Raw genomic sequence first — 22,421 nt, 5'->3', positions numbered from 1 at the left:
AGCGATTTTCGGGCGATATGGATTGGGCGGCCGGCGAGGGGTGGCAAACAATGGCACAATGGGGAAGAAGCGCCGAGCTCTGCCGGGCGCCGTCGTGACAAGCAAGTTCGGCAAGCGTTCCGTCATCCTGGCGCTGCTCGCCTTCGGTGCCGGTGTGATGGCGCTGACCACAATGGTGGCGCTTCCGACCCACGCATCCGAGCGTGCCCAGAACATCGCCACGGGTTTCTTCATGGCGGTTTTCCTGCTGGCAGGGCCGTTGGCGCATATTGCCGGATTGATTTTCGGGCTGATGGCGCTGGTGCGTTCGAACGATAGCCGCGTGCTTGGGGTCGTCGGCATCCTGCTCAACGGCGGCTCCCTGGCGGTTGGCTTCCTGCTGCTTGTGGCAATGGCATCGACGATCGGCGCTTTCACCTGATCGGGGACGAGTAATGGCCGGATGGGGAAGAAGCACGATAGCAATGCCCGGCGTGGCGGGGCGGAGCAGCTTGGGCAAACGCTCGGTGATCCTGGCCCTGCTGGCGTTCGCAATGGATTTTGCGGCGGTGGTCACGCTGGCGTTGATGCCAGGCGAGGCGTCGCTGGCCGCTCAAAACGTCCTCGGCGGGGTTTTTCTGCTGGTGTTTCTCGTTGCGGCGCCGCTGGCGCACATCACCGGCGTGGTTTTTGGCTTGATGGCACTGGGACGTTCAAACGACAATCGTGTCCTCGGCATCGTCGGTATCATCCTCAACGGGCTGTCGTTGGTGATCGGCCTGTTCTTTGTTTGGGCGGCCACCAAGTCCGTTGGCGCCTTCAGGTGATCGATCTTCGTCTGGCTTGCAGCCGGAGGCGGTGCCGCTTTGGTTGACCTTCTCGTCACCTATATGGACATGCGCGAACCGAATTCGGCGCCGGCTTTCGACTGCCCGCTATCGGGCGCCACGGTGGCGCGTGAAACACTTGATGTGGCCGACTATATCAGCCTCTACCACGCGGTCGGCGAGCCCGTGCAATGGGACCAGCGGCTGCGCATGCCGGCGGAAGACCTCGAGCGCCTGCTGGCGCTGCCCTCGACACATATCCACGTGCTGCGCGTCGAGGGCGTGGCCGCTGGCCTGTGCGAATTCAACGGCGTCGGCCAGCCTGAGGTCGAACTGGTTCATTTCGGGCTGATCCCCGTCTTCCACCGCCGCAGGCTTGGGCCATTCCTGCTCGACCAGGCGCTTCGCGCCATCTGGTCGCGGGCGCCGCAAAGGGTCTGGCTTCATACCGACACATACGACCATCCGGCCGCGCAATCGGTCTACAGGCGCGCCGGTTTCAAAGCCTATGCGCAGCGCATGGAGACATTTCCGGATTAGGATTTGAGCGTTTCTAGAGACCGCGCCAGGTTTTGCCTGGCCTGGGGCTCGAACCTGTGGCGGAATTCCTGCGTGTGAAAAATATGCTGGCGCGCGAGGAAAGTCTTGAGAATCGCGCCGCGACCGGCGCGCCACATCGGCTCCTCGACCCAGCCATATTCGCGGCGGACCGCTTGTTCATAGGCGTCGAAAGCGTCGGCTGACGCACCCAGGATCGCCAGGTCCATGTCGAGGAAAAGCGCTGCGTCGCGGAGGGCGTTCTGATCGGCAAGGCCCCGTGGTTGAAGGCTGGGCAGTTCATGCGTGGCAGTGGCGACGATCATCGCCGCGATGCGGCCGAGGCGCTCCGGATCGGTGCGGGCGGCAAGTTTGTCCTGCGCAAGTGCTGCACTCCTGGCCTCGTTGTCCTTGGCGCGGCTGTCATATATGGCGTCATGGAACCAGATTGCGGCTTCGACGGCGCCGGAATCATGCAGCGATGCTCGATATTCGTCCGCCAGCGCCAGCAACGCCTCGATATGGGCGAGGTTGTGATAGTGGCGATCCGGAGCTTGATAGAGCGCGGAGAGCGCGCGTTTCAGCGGAGCGTCGATCAAGGGTTCGTTTTCCATGGCGGCTTGAATTTCCGTGAACCAAATCCATTTCACCGAGCACTAAGGAAAATTGAGTTCAATCGTGCTATGATCTGGCTTATATGTGCCGCCGGAGAATAGGCAAGCGGCCAGGACGCAGGACAAGACGTCGATGAACAGCATCAGCATTTCCCGCCCCACAATGGTCCAGCCGGTCGATCCGATCTGGCGTTCGGTCCGCGACGAGGCGATGGAAGCGGTCAACCGCGACCCGCTTCTGGCGGCGTTCCTCTATTCGACCATCCTCAACCAGGAGAGCCTGGAGGAAGCTGTCATCCATCGGCTCGCCGAGCGGCTCGCGCATCAGGACATCGGCTCCGACCTCATCCGCCAGACGTTCAAGTCGATGCTGGCCGACGACAAGGAATGGTCGTCGATCGTGCGTGTCGACATCCAGGCCTATTACGACCGCGATCCGGCCTGCGACCGCTTCATCATGCCGGTGCTCTATTTCAAGGGTTTCCATGCCATCCAGACGCACAGGCTGGCACATTGGCTGTGGAATCAGGGCCGCAAGGATTTCGCGCTCTATCTGCAGAGCCGCTCGTCCTCGGTGTTCCAGACCGACATCAACCCGGCCGCCCGCATCGGCAAGGGCATCTTCATCGACCACGCCACCGGCCTCGTCGTCGGCGAGACGGCGGTGATCGAGGACGATGTGTCGATCCTGCACGGCGTGACGCTGGGCGGCACGGGCAAGGCCGGCGGCGACCGCCACCCCAAGATCCGTTACGGCGTACTGATCGGCGCCGGCGCCAAGATTCTCGGCAATATCGAGATCGGCCATTGCTCGAAGATCGCGGCAGGCTCGGTCGTGCTGTCGCCGGTGCCGCACAACAAGACGGTTGCCGGCGTACCGGCCCGCGTCGTCGGCGAGACCGGCTGCGACCAGCCTTCGCGCCAGATGGACCAGCTTTTGCCGTCGCAATCGATGGACCAGGTCGTCAGCTTCGACATCTGATTTGCAACACCCGGCGCGCCGGACTGAAGTCCGGTTGCCGGCGCCGTTGCCTCTGAAGCATGATGCCGAAAAGTGTGAGGCGGTTTTCGGACGACATCATGCTCTACCTCCTTGATTTAGAGGCGGATTTGGATTCGACCTGAAATCATCCGGCCCCAGGGTTCGCGTTCTATCCAGCCGGCTTGCCTTTACATCGCCATTGTCGACGTGCCAGAAGCGCGTTCCAACGAGCAAGCCCGACGATCGGAGAAGACTTTTGAAGCCGGACGAAATCAGAAAGCTGGACGCCTATTTCAAGCGCGTCTTCCAGAATCCCAAACTCGAGGTGAAGGCGCGGCCGCGCAAGGAAGATTCGGCCGAGGTCTATGTCGGCGACGAGTTCCTCGGCATCGTCTTCAAGGACGAGGACGACGGCGACTATAATTTCTCGATGGCGATCCTCGACATCGATCTGGCCTGAGCCCAGACGGCTACGGACTTCGGCGATTGGCGGCAGCCAGCTGCGCCATCGTCATCCCGGGGAGAAGCAGCCGCACAGCGGCGTCGCTGAGACCCTGGGATATATTCCAGGCCTCGGCTCAGGAATGTGGCGGTCCAGAACTGCCTCTGCTGCTTCCCAACAGTAATTCTGCACCGCTTCGCTGCCTTAAGGGCATGGAACGGATCCTCGGGTCCGCGCGGCTTCGCGCCCATGTATGACAAAAGCAGAGGGCCGCTACCGTGCGGTCTTTAAGACGCGCGTGGCCTCGGCGACGATAGCGGCGTCAAGCGCTGGCCAGTTGCCCAGCAACTCCCGGGGAAAGCGGTAGGTCAGGCTGAGGCTGTCGCCGACCTGGATGTCGCGCTCGCAGGGCGCCAGCGATTCCTCGGCGCTCGGTCCGCTCAGGCAGCGGGCGACGAACGGGTCCTTGCCGGCCCGGTCGGCGACCGCAAGCACCTCGTTGAGATAGCCTGATTTTTCGCTAAAGCCGTAAATCGTCGTGCCGCCGGGGCCGGGCGCGCCGGGCTGGCTGATCAGCGCGCTATAGATCGGCGCGAAACGGCCGCTCATGTCGCGCGACATCATCTGCGGTTCGAACGACAGGAAGATGATGTTCTTGGCCGTGCCCGTGTGGTTGAAATCGTCGCGTGCGGCTTCGCTGTAGCCGTCCATCTGGGGATAGCGCAGATAAAGGTCGAGGCGCGAAGCGATGCCGTCGCGCCGCGCCTGCAGGAAGCGGATGGCGTTGGCCGGCACGGCAATGACATTGTTGCCGATCACCACCTTGTGGACTGTGGTGTCGTCGGTGTAGCCGGCCATGGCGATCGAGCGGCCGAACCATTTTCCGCCAAGGCTGATCGCCAGCGACAGCAGCGCCAGTGCGGCAAAGGCATAGAACACCCGCTTCATCAGCACGGAATCGACGACGTTGAATTCTTCGGCGGTCGCTGCCTGCTTCATCGCAATCCCCATAGTCGCCGCCGTCTGTCCCTGGGCTGCACACATGCCGCGGCACGGCTCTTGCTGCGCTGGACGCGACTGTGCGATCTCATGGTAAACGGAAGGTAAAGATGAGCCTGCTGCTGCCCGTTCTCTTCGCTTTTGCCGTCGGGCTCACAGCCTGCGGGCTTACCGGGTCCGTGATGGAACTGGCGGCGGGCCGCCGGCTTGCCTTTGCCGAACCTTATGTGTCGCCGGCGTACATCCTGCGCTCGCTGGCCGCGACCGCTTGCGCCGGTCCGTTCATGCTCGCCAACGATGCGCTCGATGCGCGGCGCGACGGCCGCATTTCGATGCTGATGCTGGTGTCCTGCGGCTGCACGGTGATCGCCTGGGCGCTGGCGCTGGGCATCGTGCTGATCGCCATTGCCTCCTGGGGCATTGGCTCTCCTGGTGCGCTTCAGCTGTTGGTGGAATCGCTGGCGCGGTATTTGCCTTGAGGCAATTGCTGGGGAAACCGCTACGCGGTTTTCCCAGGATTGTTCTAGGGTTTGTCCCGGCCTGCGACGAATCGGAGACTGGAAATGCCGACCTATGTAATCGACGGAAAATCGCCCCGTTTCGAGGATGCCGACAGCAACTGGATCGCGCCCGATGCGACGTTGATCGGCGACATCAGCGTCGGTCGCAATGCCGGCTTCTGGTTTGGCGTGGTCATCCGCGGCGACAACGAGGCGATCGTCATCGGCGCCGACAGCAATGTCCAGGAACACACGGTGATGCACACCGATCCCGGTTTTCCCCTGACGATCGGGCAGGGCTGCACGATCGGCCACCGCGCCTTGCTGCATGGCTGCACGATCGGCGACAACAGCCTGATCGGCATGGGCGCCATCGTGCTCAACGGCGCCAGGATCGGCAAGAACTCGCTGGTCGGCGCGGGCGCGCTGGTCACCGAGGGCAAGGAGTTCCCCGACAATTGCCTGATCGTCGGCTCGCCCGCGCGGGTTATCAGGACGCTGGACGACGCCGCGGTCGCCAGGCTGCGCGCCTCGGCCGCGCACTACGTCGCGAACGGCAAGCGCTTCAAGGCGGGGCTGAAGAAGGCCTGAACTCTATCCTGTTTGACGATGATCTTTTCCGAACGGCAGGTCAGCGCAGCAAAAACCGGTTCTCACTTTTCGCTGCCGAGGTCCTTCGGTTCGCGATCATGGTCCAGAAATGGTGGAGCCGGCCCGGGGACGGGGCCGGCTCCTTAAAACCCGGTCGTTGGGGACGGGGAGGGTGGGGGACTCGACCGGGCTTTCTCGTTAGGCACGTCGCATTATTCGATGTGCTTGACCTCTGTGATGGCGTCCTAGCGGACGCTGGCAACCGCGTCGGCGCGACCGTCATTGATCGTCACCCACACGCCGGAATTCTGGTCGGACTGGCGCTTCAGGTAGGTGTAGTCGGTGTCGGTCCAGGACAGCACCTTGGACTCCAGATTGTCGAGGATGAACTCGCCGAGGCTGGTGCGCACGGTCAGCACCGCGTGGCCGTCGCCATTTTGTTGGCGCGCCACGGTCATCAAGAGATTGCCGGCGGGAACGCCGAGCGCCATCAATTCGCGGCGCTTCTCCAGCGCATAGTCCTCGCAGTCGCCGAAGCCGCTGTCGGGATAGGACCAGACCTCTTCCTTACCCCACATTTCCATGTCGGTGCGCGGCACGATCCGGGTGTTGACCGAATTGTTGACGTCGACGATCGCCGCCCACAGCTTGCGGGTCAGTTCGACCGGTGCCTGCTTCGGCGTGCGCTGAGCGCACTCCTGCGGCAGCTTCTGGCAGAATTCGTAGTGACCGACCGGCTGTGTCGTGCGGCCGCCAGTGTGCATGTAGGCCGGTCCTGCTGCTTGCGCCGTTCCCCAAGCGGAAAGCTGCATCGCCATTGCCAAGAGCAACAGCTTGCCCCACGTCTTTGCCATTCGTCAGTCTCCCCGTTTGAGGAGACAATGACAGCGTTGGATTTATTTGACGCAAAAACCCGAAGTAGACATTGAGTAAAAGCTCAATAGAATACGCGTAAAATTTGACCTATTTTAATATAAAATCGTTCAGGTCTCGGCGTAAAACCGCGGTGTCGGGGCGCGGATTTCCGGGTGGAGCCGTGGATTTGCTGCGTGCCGCTACAAGCTGGAGAGGCAGGCGGAACGCCGGCAACAAAAACCGGCCGCGCAGGGCCGGTTCGTTTTTGCTGCCTGTTGCCGATCGTTCAGGCGCGCGGGGCGTTGAACTCGGAATCGAGCGTTTCCGGGCGCTGGATGACGGCGAATTCGATGGCGACGCCATCCTCGAAATGACGCACCACCTGGCCACGCATGGTGCCCAGCATGACCTGGATGCCGAGCGCCGGCTTGACGTCGATCTCGACCGCCGCGCCCGACAGCGACAGGTCGATGATGCGGCACTGATACTGGCGCCCGTCGGTGAGCTGCAGCACGCTTGTCGGGTTGCGCGGCGCCACGCGTTCGTGGCGGCGGTCTTCCGGCAGGTCGAGTTCATGCTTGTTGGCGAGCCAGGTCAACTGCGCGGCCAGTTTGTCCTTCTTGCGATCCGAGGCAATGACGGTCATGGCAAAGCCGTCCTGCGAAGTGCGCGTCACCACGCCCTCGATGCGGCCGATATGATCGATATAGGCAATGATTTTTTCGCCCGGCATGCCGACGCGCTCGGTGCGCAACGCGACATTGCCCGGTGACATATCGACGACCTGGCAAGGGTGTTCGGTGCGGTCCTCCAGCATGAAGCGCCCGTAGATCTTGACCCGGACGCGCTGAAAATTACGCCTTTCGGCGCGGGACGGTGCGTATTCGACCGCCGCTGACCTCATGACTGCCTACACCCCGTTGGCATTCCCGCGTCGTGCGTGGAATCTCGGCAAAAACTACAGCCAAGCAGGTTAACAAAGGGAAAAGTGGGCCCCCGATAGTTAAGATTAGCGCCGGCTTGGAGACTATTGCTCGCGCCCGCCGTCGAACACGACGAGGTGGCGGATACGGCGCGACCGACCGAGCGCCGAGATGGTCTCCGGCGCTTCGAGTTCGGGAGCCAACGACGGAACGGATATTTCCGGCCGGTTTTTCAGGAACATCGGTTCCTTGTCGGGATCGATGACGCGGATGGCGTCGATCAGCGCGTCGGTGATCGGGTCGGCGCCCAGCCAGAACGGCTTTTCCACGGCGCTGATGACGCCGAGGCAGCGCGGGTTCTCGACGCCGCCGTCGAGCGGCAGCGCAAGCAACTCGAAGTGGTTGGACCGGCCGCTGCGGCTGAACCCCTCATAAGTGATCAGCACCACGGATTTCTGCTCGAAAACGCCGTGAATGAGGCGCGACACCAGCCGCTGGTCCTTCTCGCGCCATAGCGAGGGGAACGAAAACCCCTTGAGCTCGCGGCCGTAGCCGGCGCAAAGCCTGGTGCCGGCAAGCCGGAACACCGCTTCGCCGCGCGTATCCCTTTCCAGGATGAAGGTGTCGGCCAAAAGCGCCTTGATATCGGCCGGTTCGACTTCCGAACGCTTTGGGGCAGGACGTCCACCACGCAGGCGATTCCAATAATGGAACAGCGCGATTGATCCGTTCTGGTTCATGCTATGAAACTCCGCGCATTCTGCCGTCTGATGGTCCCATCGGTGAACAGAAAGGGCGCCCTCCGATGACCTACATGCGTTCCGGAGCAGGATGCGTGCCAGCGTCGTTAAGACTTGTTCACGGGTCGGGGACGTTAAGGTTAACAAATGGTTTACGTTGCGCGCACAGGCTCGCCATGGCACACCAAAACCACGCCAGAAGCGGTCGTTTCGCGACGACCAACAGCACTTCGGTCAATAGTTTTAGGGGAGCAGGGGGCTCGACCAGCCGTTCAAGGGAAACCTTGGACGGCTTCTTTTTGATTCGCGGTTTGTGATTCGCGCTTTGTGATTCGTAGTTTGTGATTTGTCCGGGCATGGCCTAGATGCTCGCGACACGCAAATCCCTGGATCAGAGCATATGAGCGAACCGGCCGGCCCCCTGGAGACCGAACAGACCGCGGAGGCGCCGCCGCCGCGCCGCGAGCCGGTGTTCAACCTGCCACCGGTGGTGCTGGCGGTGATCGGCATCTGCGTCGCCGTCTTCCTGCTGCAGCAATATGTGCTGACCGAAGAGCAGCAGATAACATTGCTCACCGATGGCGCCTTCATTCCGGTCCTCTACACCGGCCAATACGGTTTCGACTGGTTCCTCTTCACCCGTCCTTTCACCTATGCCTTCATGCATGGCGGCGTTGCCCACATTGCCATCAACATGGTTGCGCTGGCCGCCTTCGGGTCGCCGCTGGCCAACCGTCTCGGCTGGTTCTTGTTCGCCTTGTTTTTCGCCGCCACCGGGCTGGCCGCGGTGGTGCTGTTCTGGGCGGTCCATCCATACGGCGAAGCACCGCTGGTCGGCGCTTCCGGGGCGATATCGGGCATGATGGGTGCGGCGGCTCGCTTCGGGTTCCGTACCGACCGCTCCTCCGGCAGGGCGGCCTTTGCCGGTCCCGTGCTGCCGATCGCAATCGTTTTGCGCATGCGCGGCGTCGTCAATTTTCTCGGCGCCTGGATGGTCATCAATCTCGCCACCGGCCTTTACGGTCTCGGGCTCGGAGAGCCCGGCCAGATCGCCTGGGAAGCGCACATTGGCGGCCTCGTCGCAGGCTTCTTCGGGTTGCGCTGGTTCGACCGGCGCTGGCGGGCGCCTGAATGGGAGATCCCCGACGACCAGCGCACCCCCGACTAGCGCACTCTATTGGCGCACCCCACTGGCACACCCCACTGGCACACTTGAAAAGCAACCGATCACGGCGCACGATGTTCACTCTTATGTGAAGCCGGTCAGGGCGGGAGCTGGCTAGCCAAGCAGGAGGAGGAGGACGCCATGACGGTTAAGGCAATTCTCGAGAGAAAAGGCCATGACGTGTTCACGCTCGGGCCGAATGTAAAGCTCAGCGAAGCCATTCGAATCCTGGCCGACCACAAGATCGGTGCACTGGTCATCACCAATGGCGATCGCAAGATCGTCGGCATCCTTTCCGAGCGTGACATCGTGCGGGTCGTTGCCAGGGAAGGCGCTGCCGCACTTGATATAGCGGTACGCTCGGCGATGACTCCGAAAGTGAAGATCTGCAACGAGAACCACACGGTCAACGAGGTGATGGAGATCATGACCAAAGGCCGTTTCCGCCATCTGCCGGTGGAAAAGGACGGGCTGCTCGACGGTATCGTGTCGATCGGCGACGTGGTCAAGCGCCGCATCGAGGATGTCGAGCGCGAGGCCGACGAGATCAGGGCCTATATCGCAACGGCCTGACCTGACGAAGAGACCGCCGACCGAATACCGGCCGGCGGCGTTCATTCATCGGTTGCCGAGCGGCCGAAAAGGGCTGAAAAGGCCAGCCCGCTGCTCTGCGCTGCTTTGGGCGCTTGTCTCGCGAAGCGGTTTGCACTAGCGAAGACCGATACCCAAATTCGCGAAAATCGCAGTTTTCGCGAGCCAAAAGCGCAGGCCACCATGACCCTTATCGATACCCGCACGCCCGATGCCAAACGTTTGATTCCCGGCGCTACCGGCGATTGGGAGATCATCATCGGCCTCGAGGTTCATGCGCAGGTGACCTCGGAAGCAAAGCTGTTTTCCGGGGCGTCGACGACTTTCGGCGCGGCGCCCAACGCCAATGTCAGCCTCGTCGACGCGGCCATGCCCGGCATGCTGCCGGTCATCAATGAGGAATGCGTCAAGCAGGCGATCCGCACCGGCCTCGGATTGAAGGCGCAGATCAACCACAAGTCGGTGTTCGACCGGAAAAACTATTTCTATCCCGACCTGCCGCAGGGCTACCAGATATCGCAGTTCAAGCAGCCGATCGTTGGCGAAGGCACGATCGTCATTTCGGTCGGTCCCGACCGGCAGGGCGAGTTCGAGGACATCGAGATCGGCATCGAGCGCCTGCACCTGGAGCAGGACGCCGGCAAGTCGATGCACGACCAGCATCCGACCATGTCCTATGTCGATCTCAACCGCTCCGGCGTGGCGCTGATGGAGATTGTCTCCAAGCCGGACATGCGCTCCGCCGACGAGGCCAAGGCGTATGTCACCAAGCTGCGCACCATCGTGCGCTATCTCGGCACTTGCGACGGCAACATGGACGAAGGCTCGATGCGCGCCGACGTCAACGTCTCCGTTCGCAAGCCCGGCGGCGAATTCGGTACGCGCTGTGAGATCAAGAACGTCAACTCGATCCGCTTCATCGGCCAGGCCATCGAGTTCGAGGCGCGCCGCCAGATCGCCATCCTCGAGGATGGCGGCAAGATCGACCAGGAAACCAGGCTGTTCGACGCCGTCAAAGGCGAGACGCGCTCGATGCGCAGCAAGGAAGAGGCGCATGACTACCGCTACTTCCCCGATCCCGACCTTTTGCCGCTGGAATTCGATCAGGCCTATGTCGACGCGCTGGCCAAGGAGTTGCCGGAACTGCCCGACGACAAGAAGGCGCGGCTGATCTCTTCACTTGGCCTGTCGACCTACGACGCCTCGATCCTGGTGTCGGAAAAGCCGATCGCCGACTATTTCGAGCAGGTGGCCTCGGGCCGCGACGGCAAGCTTGCCGCCAACTGGGTCATCAATGACCTGCTCGGCCAGCTTAACAAGGCCGGCAAGGACATTGAAAATGCTCCTGTAACACCGGAGCAGCTCGGTGCCGTGATCGACCTGATCAAGGAAGGCACCATCTCCGGCAAGATCGCCAAGGATCTGTTCGAGATCGTTTGGAACGAGGGCGGCGATCCGCGCCAGCTGGTCGAAAGCCGCGGCATGAAGCAGGTCACGGACACCGGCGCCATCGAGAAGGCGGTCGACGAAGTGATCGCCGCCAACCCCGACAAGGTCGAGCAGGCTCGCGCCAAGCCGACCATGGCCGGCTGGTTCGTCGGCCAGGTGATGAAAGCCACCGGCGGCAAGGCCAACCCGCAGGCGGTCAACGATCTGGTCAAGGCCAAGCTCGGTATCGAATAGAACAATGTTCGTCCGCACCGCCAGCGAACGTGACCTTGCCGCTGTCCGCGCGCTGCTGGTCGAAACCTGGCACGCAACCTACGACGCGATCTATGGCGCCCAGCGGGTGATCGAAATTACCGACGACTGGCATTCGATCGCCTCGCTCAAGGCGCGGCTGACAAGGCCGAACTCGGAATTCCTGGTCGCCGATGACGGCAAGCGTATCGGCGGCATGGCTTTTGCCGCCGCAACGGCGGATGCGAAGATCGTGTTGCTGAACCAGCTCTATGTACTGCCGGCCTGCCAGCGGCAAGGCATCGGCCAGGCCTTGCTGGACGAGGTCGAAGCCAGCTTTCCCGAGGCGAACAGGTTGCGCGTCGAGGTGGAAGAGGCCAACGTGCCGGCCATCGCCTTCTACCGTTCGAAGGGATTTTTGCCGGTCGGCAGCACCGCCGATTGCGGCGGCGGTTCGGGGTTGCCGGCGCTGATCTTCGAGAAGCCGCTGGGATAGGCGTCCGACGAAACGCTCAGTGCTGTCCTTTCAGCACGACCAGATAGCCGCGTTCCACCGGCTGCCGGAAGGCGATCTGTTCGGATGTGCCCGGATCTTTCGATTGCTTTTCGATGACGTAGCCGCCGGGGTGAGACTTGAGCCATTCCTCGGGCTTGTCGGCGTTCTCGAATGGCTTCTCTATTCGCCCAAGGAAACCGACCTCGCCCTGATAGTCGTAAGCGACGGCCCAGTCCGCGTCCTTTCGTTCGTCGATGAAGCTCGCCAGCGGCGTGAGATCGTAGCGTTTGAACACGGTCGCCGAGGCGGCGGCGTGGCCGATGGCGAAAAGGGCAAGCATGACAAAGGCCGTCGCCCTCAGCCTGGCGACTGAAATCTCGGCCATGAAGTAGCCCAGCAGAATGGTCGCGAATGGTAGTGCCGGCACGACATAGTGCGGCTGCTTGCCGGATATGGCGCTGAAGACCAGCAGCACCGCAATGAACGAGAACGACAGCAGGCGCAGGGCACGCAGATCCGGGGATTTGGTGTCGATCAGGCTGCGTATCCGGGCAACCGGCCTCAGCCGCCACACCGGGGGGATAAAGGCCCAGGGCACGAACATGAGCGGCAACAGCATCAGGTAAAAGTAAAACGGCCGGCCATGCGAATTGTGCAGGCTTCCGGTAACCCGACCCGCCGACTGGTTCCAGACGAGGTCGTAGACGAAACTGCCCTTGGTCAGGATGGTCGCGGGCGCCAGCCATATGGCGACCGGGACAAGGGCGGCGAGAATTGCCAGGCCGGCTCCGGCAAAGAACTGCAAAGGGGCAACAAGGCCGGCTCGCCGGTCACGCCAGAGGGGATAGAGCAGGACGGGCGCGCCGATGTGAATGAGCACGACCGGGCCTTTGGCCAGCACGCCGAGCCCGATGAAGAGACCCGCCAGCACCGCCTGCCGGCGGTTGCCGGTCCTGGCGAAGCCCAGCAACGCCAGCAGTGCGGCGACCACGCAGGCCGTCAAAAGCATGTCGAACAGGATCAGGGTCGAATAGATGACAAAGACGGTGCTGCCGGCCACCAGCCAGGGGATGCGGCTGGCGATGTCCTGGCGCTCGGGAAACAGGGTTTTGGCCAGAAGCGTCGTCAGCCAGATGACCAGCGACGAGGCGGCGAAGATGACGAGCATCGCCGCCGCGCGGCTCACACCGAAGATGTTCCAAGAGAGATCGATGAGCCAGAACAACAGCGGCGGCTTCTGCAGATAGGGCGCAAAGTTCATCGTCGGTACGAAGACATGTCCACCGAGATACATCTCCCAGGCGACGCTGAGATAGCGCGTCTCATCGACCGGCAGTAGCGGACGAAAAGCGAGCGCGATGCAAAGCAGGGCCAGCAGGAAGAGGTAAGGCAGCAGCCGTTCAATTCGTGTCGGTATCAAGTTCGGGGACCGCCCAGGAAATGGTTTCCACGTCCGGTCGTGCACGATGCACCGTCTCCGGACCGGAGCAGAACCGCACCATGATTTTGGCCGAATTGCAACGATGCCGGCTTGGTATTGTGGATTACGCCTGCGTACCGGCAAATAGTTGAAAAATTTGACGATTGGCTCAGAGTATGGCTTCAGGCCGAGCGCAGCGGCGGCGTCAATTCGCGCATCAGGAGTTCCAGCTCTCGCTGGTCGCCGGTGGCGGTCTTGTCGAAGATGGTTGCCAGCTGTGATTTGACGGTGCCGTCCGAGACGCCGCTGGCAGCCGCGATTTCACGCCGTGTCAGCCCGGCGGCGACATGGCCGGCGACACGCTTTTCCGCTGCGGTCAGTCCGAACAGCGCAGCGATCGCTTCCAGCGCCGGCACTGATGCGGCGCCGGCGGCGGCAATGAAGATGGCCGCGGCGGCGCGCGGCGATATGCGGGCCGAAATGTCGCGTCGCGCCAGAGGCATGACATGCGCCACCGCCGGAGACATGGCCTTCACCAGCGGAATGTTGATGCCGGACGGTCCGAGCGCGAATTCGTCGCGCGTGCCGAGCTGGACGGCGCGACCGATGGCGGTGTTGGCGTTGGCATAAGCGAAGGACAGCTGGCCGCGCACCGAGGACACTGAGGCGGTTTCGGTGAGCAGGGCTTCGGCTGCCGGATTGGCGAAAATGATCTGCATATCGTCGGCGACGATCAGCACTGGATGGTCGAGGCTCTCAAGGATCGAGCGAAAGACGTCGGCCTTGCGCCGCTCGGCCTCGAACAGGTCGCCGATGGTCACCGCACGCCGGACATGGGGGGCGAGCCTGGACATCAGGTCGATATCCCTGGCTGAAATCTGGGGCCTGTCCTTGTCGGTAACCACCATCAGCGTGCCGGTGCGCGCCGGCTGCTTCATCAGCGCCACCCAGAAGAAATCGTCGAGACGGTTGGGTTCCACCCACTCGCGCACGATGCGGCTTTCGAGCCAGTTCTGGCGAGCGTCAGGGCCTTGCAGGGCGTAGACGCTATCGACGGTGAACGGCATGTCGATTTCCATCTTCGGCACCGCCTTGAAGAAGGGCACCTCGCAGGCGTAGTCGCGCTGCAGCGGCTCAAGCAGAACCGGATCGCCGCAGGAAGTCGAAAACCGGGCCGAGTTTCTCGCCGTATCGACGACCGCCAGCATGGCAAGCCGGCCGAGCGCCAATTTGCAGATTGATTCAAGCGTCGATGGCCAACGGCCGACATCGACAATCGAATCGTAGATTGCCTCGACGATCTGCGGCAGGGCGCGACCGAATATGTTGGCCTGGACAGACACGTAGAGCCTCGTAAGGATTGCAGCGTAGTGGCAGGTCACACACTGTCTCTGCCTGGGGTCGCACACAACATAGCCGGCTTGGTTACGTCTGTGAAACGTCTCACAGCGGCGTTCGGTGTATCGTGAGCGCTTACGGGCTGGCCAGAACGTACCTGATGAGCCGTCGTCTAAGAGCACTCGGGCCGCTCTGCGATACAAATCAAAGTGAACGGAATTGGAATTTTTCAGGGAATAAATGAGGAAACTTCCACATTGTCGATCAACCTGGTTCTGCCAAGCCACGCCGCGGCAAGCAGGCGGCCATTGCCGTCACGCCGCCACGAGGTGAGCGTCAGGCTCTCGCGCGCGGCGACATAGTCGACGCTGTCGAAGCCTGCCTCGAGAAGCGCGGCAGTGGCTTTACCGGTCACGCCGTTTTCATCGGCACCGGCCGCGAGCGCTGCCGCCGTCTGGCGCAAGATGACATTGAGCTGTCGCGCGACGTCGAGCTCGGCGGCGTTGAGATAGGCGTTGCGCGACGACATTGCCAGGCCATGCGCATCGCGCACGGTTGGCGCGCCGACGATGTCCACCGGCAAGTCGAGATCGCGGCAGAGCTTTCGGACGACGCAAAGCTGCTGGTAGTCCTTCTCTCCGAAGACGGCGTAGTCGGGCAGGGCTTGCAGAAAGAGCTTGGCCACCACCGTGGCGACGCCCTCGAAGAAGGTCGGCCTGAAATCCGATTCCAGGCCAGAAGACGGGCCGCCGACCGAAATCTTCGTCGCAAAGCCTGCCGGATACATTTCGGAAACCGTAGGCGTGAAGGCAAGCTGTGCGCCGGCCTCGGTCAGCCGGTCGAGGTCGCGGGCCAGCTGCCGCGGATACTTGTCGAGATCTTCAGTGGGGGCGAACTGGGCCGGGTTGACGAAGATCGAGACGACGCAGCGATTGGCGGTTGCGAGCGCGGCCCTGACCAGCGAGATATGGCCGTCATGCAAAGCGCCCATGGTCGGCACCATGGCGACGCTCAGGCCTTCGCGCCGCCATTCGCGGATCTGCGCGCGAAGGCCGGGCACGGTGTCGACGACGAGCGGCTGGCTGATGGGGGGCCGGTTCATGCCTTGTCCTTGTCGCTCGCGGCTGAAAAGACGTGGCCCGGCCCGGGGAAGGTGCGGCTGCGCACCTCCGCCGCGTAGCGCGCGGCGGCATTGGCGACCACGCTGCGCAAATCGGCGTATTCCTTGACGAATTTCGGCACCCGGTCGACCGTTAGGCCGACCATGTCGTCGATGACCAGGATCTGGCCGTCGCAATCGCGGCTGGCGCCGATGCCGATGGTGGGAATGGCAATCCGCCGGGTGAGGTCGGCGGCAACGGTCTCGACCGTGCCCTCGATGACCAGCGAAAACGCGCCGGCTTTCTCGACCGCGTCGGCGTCGCGCATGAGCGCGGCCACATTCTCCGGCGTGCGGCCCTTGATCTTGTAGCCACCGTCCTTTTCCACCGATTGCGGCTGCAAGCCGATATGGCCCATCACTGGAATGCCGGCCGCGACGATTGCCGCGATCTGGAGGGCGACTTCGACGCCGCCTTCCAGCTTCACCGCCTGGCAGCCGGTTTCCTCAGAGATGCGGCGGGCCGAGGCAAGGGCTTGCGCGGCCGAAGTCTCGTAGCTGCCGGCCGGCATGTCGACCACCACGCAGGCCTTTGCCGAACCGCGCATCACGGCCTGGCCATGGGCGATCATCATCTCCAGCGAGGCGCCGAGCGTGGTCTTGTGGCCATGCAGCACCATGGCAACGCTGTCGCCGACCAGCAGAAGGTCGACATGATCGTCGAGCAGGCGGGCGACGGGATAGGTGTAAGCGGCAAGGCATACGACCGGCACGCCGCCCTTGCTGGCGCGTATTGTCTCCGCACTGATCCTGGCGGCAGCTAAGGCCATTCCTCACCTCCCGCAGCCGGCGTTGACTACAGCGCCGCGCGTCCCGTGGACGCGCAAAGGACGCTGTAGCACTTGGGTTTGGGCATGATCCTTTCCGAAAATCGATTTCGATTTTCGGGGTCATGCGGCAGCGCCGGGCGATGAGAGCTTTAGGAAGACGCAGCCGGCTTGGCAAGCGTCGGTTCGCAGGTGCGAAATGGATCGGCCAATGACCGAGCGTTTCGGCATGCCGTCAGTGCCGCAGGCGCCGCAAAACCCTTGCCTTCGCCAAGGCCTGACGCCATAAGCAGGGACAGCCACCGCCGCGCGCCCGCGAGGATCTGAATGAAAACTTTCCTTCTGCAGTTTTTCACCTGGTGGAACCGCCAGACGCTGGGAACCCGTTTTCACACCTGGCGCCACGGCAACAAGGTCGGCCAGGATGGGGCCGGCAATGTCTACTACGAAGGCGGCGTCGATTCGGAAGGCCGCACCCGCCGCTGGGTCATCTACGCCAATTATTCGGAGGCGTCGGCGATCCCTCCGGGCTGGCACGGCTGGATGCATCACCGCGTCGATGTGGCGCCGCCAAGCGACGACTATCAGCCGCGCGAATGGGAAAAGGCGCATGAGCCGAACCTCACGGGAACACCGGCGGCTTATCGCCCAAAGGGTTCCGTGCTCACCAATCAGCACCGTCCGCAGGTGACGGGCGACTACGATGCGTGGACGCCTGGTTCTTGACCGCCGGCCGGTCCTTTGTCGCCACAATTGGCGTTTAGCTGCTTGCTGATATGACAACGGCGAATAGCCTTGGGCGTGACAGAATCACCCGGGCCCAAACCACCGGTATCTCCGCATGAACATTTTCAGCCTGACATCGATGGCCGGACTGGCGGCAATTGGCGCTATCGCCATGTTCCCGACAGCGTTTGCCGCGGCGCAGGCGCCTGCGGCAGCACCCGCAATCTCCGATCGCATCACCAATCCGGTCGCCGAATTTGCCGGCATCGACAAGATCACCGGCCGTATCATCACCTTCGATGTCTACATCGACGAAACCGTGCAGTTCGGCGCTTTGCAGGTGACGCCGCGCATCTGCTATTCGCGGCCGGAGAATGAAGAGCCGAAGACCGATTCCTTCGTCGAAGTCGACGAAATCACGCTCGACCGCAAGATCCGCCGCATCTTCACCGGCTGGATGTTCGCCGAGAGCCCCGGCCTAAACGCCGTCGAGCACGCCGTCTATGACGTCTGGCTAAAGGGCTGCAAGCAGAAGTCGGATGTGCCGCCGCCCGACGCGGCCAATGCCGAGACGCCCAAGGTCGACACGTCCAAGCCAAAGCCCGCCGCTGCTCCGGCCGCCGAACAGCCGGACCCCACGGAGCCTGACGCGACCAACACCAACTGATCCTCCGGAACCGTCATGGCCACCATGCGTTGGGCCATGGACGACCGCGCATTTGCGCGCTTGGAGGATATTCTGATGTCGGACAGCAAACGGATCACGGCCAGCAAAGACGACCTGCTCGAACTCGAAAAGGGGTTCTGGACGGGCGACGAAGCTTACTACGCCGCCAATGTCGACACAGAATGCCTGGTGGCATTTCCTGAGATGGCACAGGCAATGGACAATGCCGATCTGGCCAAGACCGCGACCAAGCCCAACCGCTGGCGCGACCTTCAGATCGACCTCAAGGGTATCATCGAGCCCGGCAGCGACATTATCATGCTGACCTATGAGGCTCATGCGACACGGGAAAACGGCGAGCCCTACGCGGCGCTGGTCAGCACTGGCTATGTCCACCGTGTCAACGGCTGGAAGATGATGTTCCATTCGCAGACGCCGATGGAAACCGCGAAGGGCTGACCCCTTTCACCGGTCGAGCCGGCTCGGCCGCTCGGTCTCCGATCAGGGATAAAAAACGGCTTCGCCCTTCAGCGCCTCGGCCAACATCTTCTCGTATTTGACGCGCGGCACGTCGACCGCGCCGAAGCGTTTGAGATGCTCAGTGGTGAATTGCGTGTCGAGCAGGGCAAAGCCGCGCGCCTTCAGCCGCTCGACCAGATGATATAGGCAGGTCTTGGACGCGTCGGTTTCCCGGGCGAACATGCTTTCGCCGAAGAACACGCGACCGAGCGAGACGCCATAGAGGCCGCCGACCAGCCGTTCCTCGCGCCATGCCTCGACCGAATGGCAGTGCCCCAGACGGTGCAGCTCGATATAGGCTTCGCGGATCGGCGCGTTGATCCAGGTCGAGCGGCGCTCCTCGCGCTTTTCGGCGCAGCCGTCGATCGTCGCCTCGAAATCGAAATCGAACCGGATGTCGAACGGGTGCTTGCGGATCGTCTTCTTCAAGCTCTTCGGCGTGTGGAAGCCATCGAGCGGAATGATGCCGCGCGTCTCCGGCCGCACCCAGAACACTTCCGGGTCGGAAGCGCTCTCGGCCATCGGGAAGACGCCCGAGGCATAGGCCTTGAGCAACAGGTCGGTCGGAATGAGATAGCCGGGAGCGTAAGGGCGGGTCATCGCGGCATCATAGCGGCAATTCGGGCGCTATTCCTCTTTGGCCAGATACTTTTCCAGCCAGTGGATGTCGTAGTCGCCATTGGCGATATCGGCATTGCCGACCAGGTCGCGAAACAGCGGCAGCGTCGTCTTGATGCCATCGACGACGAACTCGTCGAGCGCCCGGCGCAGCCGCATCATGCATTCGACGCGGTTGCGGCCGTGCACGATCAGCTTGCCGATCAGGCTGTCATAATAGGGCGGGATCTTGTAGCCGGAATAGACACCGGAATCGACGCGGATGCCGAGACCGCCAGGCGTGTGGAAATGTGTAATCGTGCCGGGCGAAGGCGTGAAGGTGCGCGGGTCCTCGGCATTGATGCGGCATTCTATGGCGTGGCCGTTGAACTTGATGTCCTCCTGGCGCACCGAAAGCCCGCCGCCGGAGGCAACGCGGATCTGTTCGTGGACGAGATCGATGCCGGTGATCGCCTCCGTCACCGGATGCTCGACCTGCAGCCGCGTGTTCATCTCGATGAAGTAGAACTCGCCATTCTCGTACAGGAATTCGATGGTGCCTGCGCCGGAGTAGCCGAGGTCGGCGATGGCCTTGGCACAGATATTGCCGATGCGGGCGCGCTCCTCGGCGTTAAGGGCCGGCGAGGGCGCCTCTTCCCAGACTTTCTGGTGGCGGCGTTGCAGCGAACAGTCGCGCTCGCCGAAATGCACGCCGCGGCCGGCGCCGTCGCCGAATACCTGCACCTCGATGTGGCGCGGCTTTTCCAAGTATTTCTCGATGTAGACGGCATCGTCGCCGAAGGCGGCTCCCGCTTCCGTGCTCGCTGTCTGCAAGGCGATCTCAAGGTCAGCCTCGGTAAGGGCGACCTTCATACCGCGCCCGCCACCGCCTGCCGATGCCTTGATGATCACGGGATAGCCGATCTCGGCGGCAATGCGCCTGGCTTCCTTTTGATCGGTGACGGCGCCGTCGGAGCCCGGCACAACCGGAATGCCGAGCCGCTTTGCGGTGCGCTTGGCCTCGATCTTGTCGCCCATGATGCGGATGTGGTCGCCCGACGGGCCGATGAAGGTGATGTTGTGGGCGGCGAGAATGTCGGCGAACTTGGCGTTTTCCGACAGGAAGCCATAGCCCGGATGCACGGCATCGGCGCCTGTGATCTCGCAGGCTGCGACGATCTGGTGGATGTTGAGATAGCTGTCGCGCGACGGCGGCGGACCGATGCACACGCTTTCGTCGGCGAGCCTGACATGCATGGCGTCAGCGTCGGCGGTCGAATGCACGACCACGGTCTGGATGCCGAGTTCCTTGCAGGCGCGCAGCACCCGAAGCGCGATTTCGCCGCGGTTGGCGATGAGGATCTTCTGGAACATCCGGCCCGCTCTACTCGATCACGACGAGCGGCATGCCGTACTCGACCGGCTGGCCGTCCTCGAACAGGATCGCCGTCACCGTGCCGGCGCGCGGCGAAGGGATCTGGTTCATCGTCTTCATCGCTTCGATGATCAGCAGCGTCTGGCCTTCCTTGACCTTCTGGCCGACTTCGATGAAGGCCTTGGCGTCGGGCGAGGGCGCGAGATAGGCGGTGCCGACCATCGGCGAGGGGACCGCGTTCTTGGACGGGTCGGCCACTGCTGGTGCGGCAGCCGCGCCCGCCGCGGGCTGCTGCGCTGCCGGAGCATAACCGGCCTGCGGGGCGGCGATGGCGTGGACGGCCGGCGCCTGGCGCGATACGCGCACCTTCAGGTCGCCGAGCTCGACTTCGATCTCGGTGAGATTGGTGTCGTTCAGTATGCCCGCCAGATCGCGGATCAGTTGCTGGTCAACACCGGTCTTCTTTATCGACATTTTCGAGCCTTCTGTTTGTGGGCCGGTCATAGGCGTGCCGCCAGCGCCTGCAGCGCCAGCGAGTAGCCAAGCGGTCCGAACCCGCAGATCATGCCGACAGCGACCGGCGCGACCATGGAGACGTGGCGGAATGGTTCCCGCGCGTGGATGTTGGAGAGGTGAACTTCGGCGACGGGCAGCGGCGCGACAGCGCGGATGGCGTCGTGAATGGCAATCGAGGTGTGGCTGTAGGCACCCGGATTGATGACGATGCCGGCTGCCTTGTCGCCGGCTTCCTGGATCCAGTCGACGAGGTCGCCCTCATGGTTCGACTGGCGAAAATCAATCTCGAGGCCAAGCGCGGCGCCCGCCTGCTTGCAGTCGTCGGCGATCGCGGCAAGCGTCTTGCCGCCATAGATGCCCGGCTCGCGCTTGCCGAGCGCGTTCAGGTTGGGGCCGTTCAGGACGAAAATCGTTTTCAAAAATGCCGACCTTTTCCGACGCCGGCCTCAAGCCGGCGCGCAGGGCCTTCTATAATGGGCATAGCCGCCCGCGGAAAGAGCACAAGTGCGATCTTTCACTGTCCACAACAGGCGGAAATGTGCCCGTGAGAAATAGGCTCGCGTGCAAGATCAGAGCGCGGCTTTCGCCGCCTCGATCTTTTCAGCCAGCACTTCCTGGCCGAGCGCCCCGAACACCACCTCATTGCCGACCACGTAGGAAGGCGTTCCGGTGATGGCCAGCTTGTTGGCGAGGTCGAAGGTCTTGGAGAAAGCCTCGGTGATGGTCGGATCCTTCATCTTCTCGCGCAATTTCGCCTCATCGGCGCCTAGCGACAGCGCAACCTTGATGGCCGCCGCCTCGGTGGCGCGGCCCTGGCCGCCGAGCAGGGCGTTGTGGAACTCGCCGTATTTCTCCGGATGCATCAGGTGGAAAGCCATCGAGACGACGCTGGCCTTTTGCGAATCCGGCCCGAGGATCGGGAATTCCTTGAGCACGAAGCGCAGCTCCGGATCGGCCTTTGTCAGAGCCTGCATGTCCTCGATGGCGCGTTTGCAGAAGCCGCAATTGTAATCGTAGAATTCGACGATGGTGACCTTGCCCTTCGGGTTGCCGACGACACCGTCGAAGGTCGAGTTGAAAATCTCGGACTTGGCCTTCTCGATGACTCCGAGGCTGGCGATGCGCTGCTCTTCCTTCTGCTTGGCCTCGAGCGCCTCCTGCACTTCGAGCAGCACTTCGGGGTTCTTCAGGAGATAGTCGCGGATAATGCCCTCGACCTCGGTGCGATCGATCTTGGTGTCGGCCGAGGCGGTCTGCACGGCCTGCGCCGTGCCGGCCTTGGCCACCTGCGGATTGCCGGCGACGAACCCGAACGCCAGCATGGCAAGAGCAGCCGCCACTCCCGTCGTGCCGAGCAATATTGCCTTGTTCATCGTCTCATCCTCTTTACCGGTTCCGGTCTATCCTAGTCGCCGC

Annotated in this window: 28 protein-coding genes; 14 read left to right on the top strand and 14 right to left on the bottom strand. The window is 62.6% G+C overall.

What is annotated here, in order from left to right; all coding sequences use genetic code 11:
• Window positions 1-94: 94 nt before the first annotated feature.
• The 3 genes from NKJ78_RS18960 (at window position 95) to NKJ78_RS18950 (ending at window position 1,346) form a co-directional block, all read left to right on the top strand.
• The gene (locus tag NKJ78_RS18960; RefSeq protein ID WP_156933922.1) at window positions 95-421 is read left to right on the top strand and encodes a hypothetical protein; all 327 of its coding nucleotides are present in this window, start codon (window positions 95-97) and stop codon (window positions 419-421) included.
• Between the two features lie 70 nt (window positions 422-491).
• Window positions 492-806 (top strand): hypothetical protein, encoded by a 315-nt coding sequence (locus NKJ78_RS18955; RefSeq protein WP_023667509.1) that lies wholly within the window; start codon window positions 492-494, stop codon window positions 804-806.
• A gap of 39 nt (window positions 807-845) precedes the next feature.
• Window positions 846-1,346, top strand: coding sequence for a GNAT family N-acetyltransferase (locus tag NKJ78_RS18950; RefSeq protein WP_023734418.1), 501 nt, complete (start codon window positions 846-848; stop codon window positions 1,344-1,346).
• On the opposite strand, the gene NKJ78_RS18945 is transcribed toward NKJ78_RS18950, so the two are convergent.
• The gene (locus NKJ78_RS18945) at window positions 1,343-1,957 is read right to left on the bottom strand and encodes an HD domain-containing protein (protein WP_023734417.1); all 615 of its coding nucleotides are present in this window, start codon (window positions 1,955-1,957) and stop codon (window positions 1,343-1,345) included. The two genes, NKJ78_RS18950 and NKJ78_RS18945, sit on opposite strands and share 4 nt — an antisense overlap.
• A gap of 133 nt (window positions 1,958-2,090) precedes the next feature.
• Here NKJ78_RS18945 and cysE point away from each other — a divergent pair, with 133 nt between their 5' ends.
• Together cysE and NKJ78_RS18935 are read left to right on the top strand one after the other, a co-directional pair.
• A complete protein-coding gene (cysE, locus tag NKJ78_RS18940; RefSeq protein WP_023667506.1) occupies window positions 2,091-2,939 on the top strand; it encodes a serine O-acetyltransferase in 849 nt (282 codons plus the stop codon).
• Window positions 2,940-3,195: 256 nt separating this feature from the next.
• Window positions 3,196-3,399: a DUF3126 family protein gene (locus tag NKJ78_RS18935; RefSeq protein WP_006200852.1), complete on the top strand. Its 204-nt coding sequence runs from the start codon at window positions 3,196-3,198 to the stop codon at window positions 3,397-3,399.
• 255 nt (window positions 3,400-3,654) lie between these two features.
• Here NKJ78_RS18935 and NKJ78_RS18930 read toward each other — a convergent pair whose 3' ends face one another.
• Window positions 3,655-4,380: a hypothetical protein gene (locus tag NKJ78_RS18930; protein ID WP_023734416.1), complete on the bottom strand. Its 726-nt coding sequence runs from the start codon at window positions 4,378-4,380 to the stop codon at window positions 3,655-3,657.
• A 110-nt stretch (window positions 4,381-4,490) separates the two neighbouring features.
• On the opposite strand from NKJ78_RS18930, the gene NKJ78_RS18925 reads away from it, so the two are divergent.
• Together NKJ78_RS18925 and NKJ78_RS18920 are read left to right on the top strand one after the other, a co-directional pair.
• Complete coding sequence (locus NKJ78_RS18925; RefSeq protein ID WP_023734415.1) at window positions 4,491-4,859, top strand: DUF6949 family protein; 369 nt, start codon at window positions 4,491-4,493, stop codon at window positions 4,857-4,859.
• An 84-nt stretch (window positions 4,860-4,943) separates the two neighbouring features.
• Window positions 4,944-5,471: a gamma carbonic anhydrase family protein gene (locus NKJ78_RS18920; RefSeq protein WP_023734414.1), complete on the top strand. Its 528-nt coding sequence runs from the start codon at window positions 4,944-4,946 to the stop codon at window positions 5,469-5,471.
• A 245-nt stretch (window positions 5,472-5,716) separates the two neighbouring features.
• Here the strand turns inward: NKJ78_RS18920 and NKJ78_RS18915 are convergent, their stop codons facing one another.
• From NKJ78_RS18915 to NKJ78_RS18905, 3 genes are all read right to left on the bottom strand, one after another.
• Window positions 5,717-6,325, bottom strand: a complete 609-nt coding sequence (locus tag NKJ78_RS18915; RefSeq protein ID WP_023695381.1) for a transglutaminase-like cysteine peptidase — start codon at window positions 6,323-6,325, stop codon at window positions 5,717-5,719.
• Between the two features lie 287 nt (window positions 6,326-6,612).
• On the bottom strand, window positions 6,613-7,230 hold the full coding sequence (locus NKJ78_RS18910; RefSeq protein WP_023667501.1) for a PilZ domain-containing protein: 618 nt from the start codon (window positions 7,228-7,230) through the stop codon (window positions 6,613-6,615).
• A 123-nt stretch (window positions 7,231-7,353) separates the two neighbouring features.
• On the bottom strand, window positions 7,354-7,989 hold the full coding sequence (locus NKJ78_RS18905) for a PAS domain-containing protein (RefSeq protein WP_023734413.1): 636 nt from the start codon (window positions 7,987-7,989) through the stop codon (window positions 7,354-7,356).
• A gap of 400 nt (window positions 7,990-8,389) precedes the next feature.
• On the opposite strand from NKJ78_RS18905, the gene NKJ78_RS18900 reads away from it, so the two are divergent.
• The 4 genes from NKJ78_RS18900 (at window position 8,390) to NKJ78_RS18885 (ending at window position 11,921) form a co-directional block, all read left to right on the top strand.
• Window positions 8,390-9,157: a rhomboid family intramembrane serine protease gene (locus NKJ78_RS18900; RefSeq protein ID WP_352459067.1), complete on the top strand. Its 768-nt coding sequence runs from the start codon at window positions 8,390-8,392 to the stop codon at window positions 9,155-9,157.
• Window positions 9,158-9,295: 138 nt separating this feature from the next.
• Window positions 9,296-9,727, top strand: a complete 432-nt coding sequence (locus NKJ78_RS18895; protein WP_352459066.1) for a CBS domain-containing protein — start codon at window positions 9,296-9,298, stop codon at window positions 9,725-9,727.
• 201 nt (window positions 9,728-9,928) lie between these two features.
• On the top strand, window positions 9,929-11,428 hold the full coding sequence (gene gatB / locus NKJ78_RS18890) for an Asp-tRNA(Asn)/Glu-tRNA(Gln) amidotransferase subunit GatB (protein ID WP_352459065.1): 1,500 nt from the start codon (window positions 9,929-9,931) through the stop codon (window positions 11,426-11,428).
• Between the two features lie 4 nt (window positions 11,429-11,432).
• Complete coding sequence (locus NKJ78_RS18885) at window positions 11,433-11,921, top strand: GNAT family N-acetyltransferase (RefSeq protein WP_023729808.1); 489 nt, start codon at window positions 11,433-11,435, stop codon at window positions 11,919-11,921.
• Between the two features lie 16 nt (window positions 11,922-11,937).
• Here the strand turns inward: NKJ78_RS18885 and NKJ78_RS18880 are convergent, their stop codons facing one another.
• The 4 genes from NKJ78_RS18880 to panB all read right to left on the bottom strand — a co-directional run bounded on the left by NKJ78_RS18880 (window position 11,938) and on the right by panB (window position 16,608).
• A complete protein-coding gene (locus tag NKJ78_RS18880) occupies window positions 11,938-13,341 on the bottom strand; it encodes an ArnT family glycosyltransferase (RefSeq protein WP_352459063.1) in 1,404 nt (467 codons plus the stop codon).
• A gap of 182 nt (window positions 13,342-13,523) precedes the next feature.
• Window positions 13,524-14,684 (bottom strand): helix-turn-helix transcriptional regulator, encoded by a 1,161-nt coding sequence (locus tag NKJ78_RS18875; protein ID WP_352459062.1) that lies wholly within the window; start codon window positions 14,682-14,684, stop codon window positions 13,524-13,526.
• Window positions 14,685-14,908: 224 nt separating this feature from the next.
• Window positions 14,909-15,766 (bottom strand): pantoate--beta-alanine ligase, encoded by an 858-nt coding sequence (gene panC, locus NKJ78_RS18870; protein ID WP_352459157.1) that lies wholly within the window; start codon window positions 15,764-15,766, stop codon window positions 14,909-14,911.
• A gap of 11 nt (window positions 15,767-15,777) precedes the next feature.
• Window positions 15,778-16,608, bottom strand: a complete 831-nt coding sequence (gene panB / locus NKJ78_RS18865) for a 3-methyl-2-oxobutanoate hydroxymethyltransferase (protein WP_352459061.1) — start codon at window positions 16,606-16,608, stop codon at window positions 15,778-15,780.
• A 324-nt stretch (window positions 16,609-16,932) separates the two neighbouring features.
• Here panB and NKJ78_RS18860 point away from each other — a divergent pair, with 324 nt between their 5' ends.
• From NKJ78_RS18860 to NKJ78_RS18850, 3 genes are all read left to right on the top strand, one after another.
• Window positions 16,933-17,331: an NADH:ubiquinone oxidoreductase subunit NDUFA12 gene (locus NKJ78_RS18860; RefSeq protein ID WP_352459060.1), complete on the top strand. Its 399-nt coding sequence runs from the start codon at window positions 16,933-16,935 to the stop codon at window positions 17,329-17,331.
• Between the two features lie 115 nt (window positions 17,332-17,446).
• Entirely contained in the window at window positions 17,447-17,998 is a 552-nt protein-coding gene (locus NKJ78_RS18855) for a DUF2155 domain-containing protein (protein ID WP_023667490.1), read from the top strand.
• 75 nt (window positions 17,999-18,073) lie between these two features.
• Window positions 18,074-18,457, top strand: a complete 384-nt coding sequence (locus NKJ78_RS18850) for a hypothetical protein (protein ID WP_023667489.1) — start codon at window positions 18,074-18,076, stop codon at window positions 18,455-18,457.
• Between the two features lie 42 nt (window positions 18,458-18,499).
• On the opposite strand, the gene aat is transcribed toward NKJ78_RS18850, so the two are convergent.
• From aat to NKJ78_RS18825, 5 genes are all read right to left on the bottom strand, one after another.
• A complete protein-coding gene (aat, locus tag NKJ78_RS18845) occupies window positions 18,500-19,117 on the bottom strand; it encodes a leucyl/phenylalanyl-tRNA--protein transferase (protein WP_352459059.1) in 618 nt (205 codons plus the stop codon).
• A gap of 27 nt (window positions 19,118-19,144) precedes the next feature.
• Entirely contained in the window at window positions 19,145-20,488 is a 1,344-nt protein-coding gene (gene accC / locus NKJ78_RS18840) for an acetyl-CoA carboxylase biotin carboxylase subunit (protein WP_023681497.1), read from the bottom strand.
• Window positions 20,489-20,498: 10 nt separating this feature from the next.
• Complete coding sequence (accB, locus tag NKJ78_RS18835; RefSeq protein ID WP_023681496.1) at window positions 20,499-20,963, bottom strand: acetyl-CoA carboxylase biotin carboxyl carrier protein; 465 nt, start codon at window positions 20,961-20,963, stop codon at window positions 20,499-20,501.
• A gap of 26 nt (window positions 20,964-20,989) precedes the next feature.
• Complete coding sequence (gene aroQ, locus NKJ78_RS18830) at window positions 20,990-21,424, bottom strand: type II 3-dehydroquinate dehydratase (RefSeq protein ID WP_023667485.1); 435 nt, start codon at window positions 21,422-21,424, stop codon at window positions 20,990-20,992.
• Between the two features lie 150 nt (window positions 21,425-21,574).
• A complete protein-coding gene (locus tag NKJ78_RS18825; protein WP_023734406.1) occupies window positions 21,575-22,378 on the bottom strand; it encodes a DsbA family protein in 804 nt (267 codons plus the stop codon).
• Window positions 22,379-22,421 lie beyond the last annotated feature (43 nt).

This window comes from Mesorhizobium sp. M0037, assembly GCF_040323635.1.
Taxonomy (GTDB): domain Bacteria; phylum Pseudomonadota; class Alphaproteobacteria; order Rhizobiales; family Rhizobiaceae; genus Mesorhizobium.
The sequence above is the reverse complement of the archived record's forward strand: the minus strand, read 5'-3'. Positions and strand labels throughout refer to the sequence as shown.

Bases quoted from the DNA above. Each gene is read 5' to 3' on its own strand.
- NKJ78_RS18855 (WP_023667490.1), top strand. From the start codon at position 17,447: ATGAACATTTTCAGCCTGACATCGATGGCCGGACTGGCGGCAATTGGC.
- NKJ78_RS18895 (WP_352459066.1), top strand. From the start codon at position 9,296: ATGACGGTTAAGGCAATTCTCGAGAGAAAAGGCCATGACGTGTTCACG.
- aat (WP_352459059.1), bottom strand. From the start codon at position 19,117: ATGACCCGCCCTTACGCTCCCGGCTATCTCATTCCGACCGACCTGTTG.
- cysE (WP_023667506.1), top strand. From the start codon at position 2,091: ATGAACAGCATCAGCATTTCCCGCCCCACAATGGTCCAGCCGGTCGAT.
- NKJ78_RS18860 (WP_352459060.1), top strand. From the start codon at position 16,933: ATGAAAACTTTCCTTCTGCAGTTTTTCACCTGGTGGAACCGCCAGACG.
- NKJ78_RS18900 (WP_352459067.1), top strand. From the start codon at position 8,390: ATGAGCGAACCGGCCGGCCCCCTGGAGACCGAACAGACCGCGGAGGCG.
- gatB (WP_352459065.1), top strand. From the start codon at position 9,929: ATGACCCTTATCGATACCCGCACGCCCGATGCCAAACGTTTGATTCCC.
- NKJ78_RS18850 (WP_023667489.1), top strand. From the start codon at position 18,074: ATGTCGGACAGCAAACGGATCACGGCCAGCAAAGACGACCTGCTCGAA.
- accC (WP_023681497.1), bottom strand. From the start codon at position 20,488: ATGTTCCAGAAGATCCTCATCGCCAACCGCGGCGAAATCGCGCTTCGG.
- NKJ78_RS18920 (WP_023734414.1), top strand. From the start codon at position 4,944: ATGCCGACCTATGTAATCGACGGAAAATCGCCCCGTTTCGAGGATGCC.
- panB (WP_352459061.1), bottom strand. From the start codon at position 16,608: ATGGCCTTAGCTGCCGCCAGGATCAGTGCGGAGACAATACGCGCCAGC.
- NKJ78_RS18925 (WP_023734415.1), top strand. From the start codon at position 4,491: ATGAGCCTGCTGCTGCCCGTTCTCTTCGCTTTTGCCGTCGGGCTCACA.
- NKJ78_RS18930 (WP_023734416.1), bottom strand. From the start codon at position 4,380: ATGAAGCAGGCAGCGACCGCCGAAGAATTCAACGTCGTCGATTCCGTG.
- NKJ78_RS18885 (WP_023729808.1), top strand. From the start codon at position 11,433: ATGTTCGTCCGCACCGCCAGCGAACGTGACCTTGCCGCTGTCCGCGCG.
- NKJ78_RS18905 (WP_023734413.1), bottom strand. From the start codon at position 7,989: ATGAACCAGAACGGATCAATCGCGCTGTTCCATTATTGGAATCGCCTG.
- NKJ78_RS18915 (WP_023695381.1), bottom strand. From the start codon at position 6,325: ATGGCAAAGACGTGGGGCAAGCTGTTGCTCTTGGCAATGGCGATGCAG.
- NKJ78_RS18945 (WP_023734417.1), bottom strand. From the start codon at position 1,957: ATGGAAAACGAACCCTTGATCGACGCTCCGCTGAAACGCGCGCTCTCC.
- NKJ78_RS18910 (WP_023667501.1), bottom strand. From the start codon at position 7,230: ATGAGGTCAGCGGCGGTCGAATACGCACCGTCCCGCGCCGAAAGGCGT.
- NKJ78_RS18825 (WP_023734406.1), bottom strand. From the start codon at position 22,378: ATGAACAAGGCAATATTGCTCGGCACGACGGGAGTGGCGGCTGCTCTT.
- accB (WP_023681496.1), bottom strand. From the start codon at position 20,963: ATGTCGATAAAGAAGACCGGTGTTGACCAGCAACTGATCCGCGATCTG.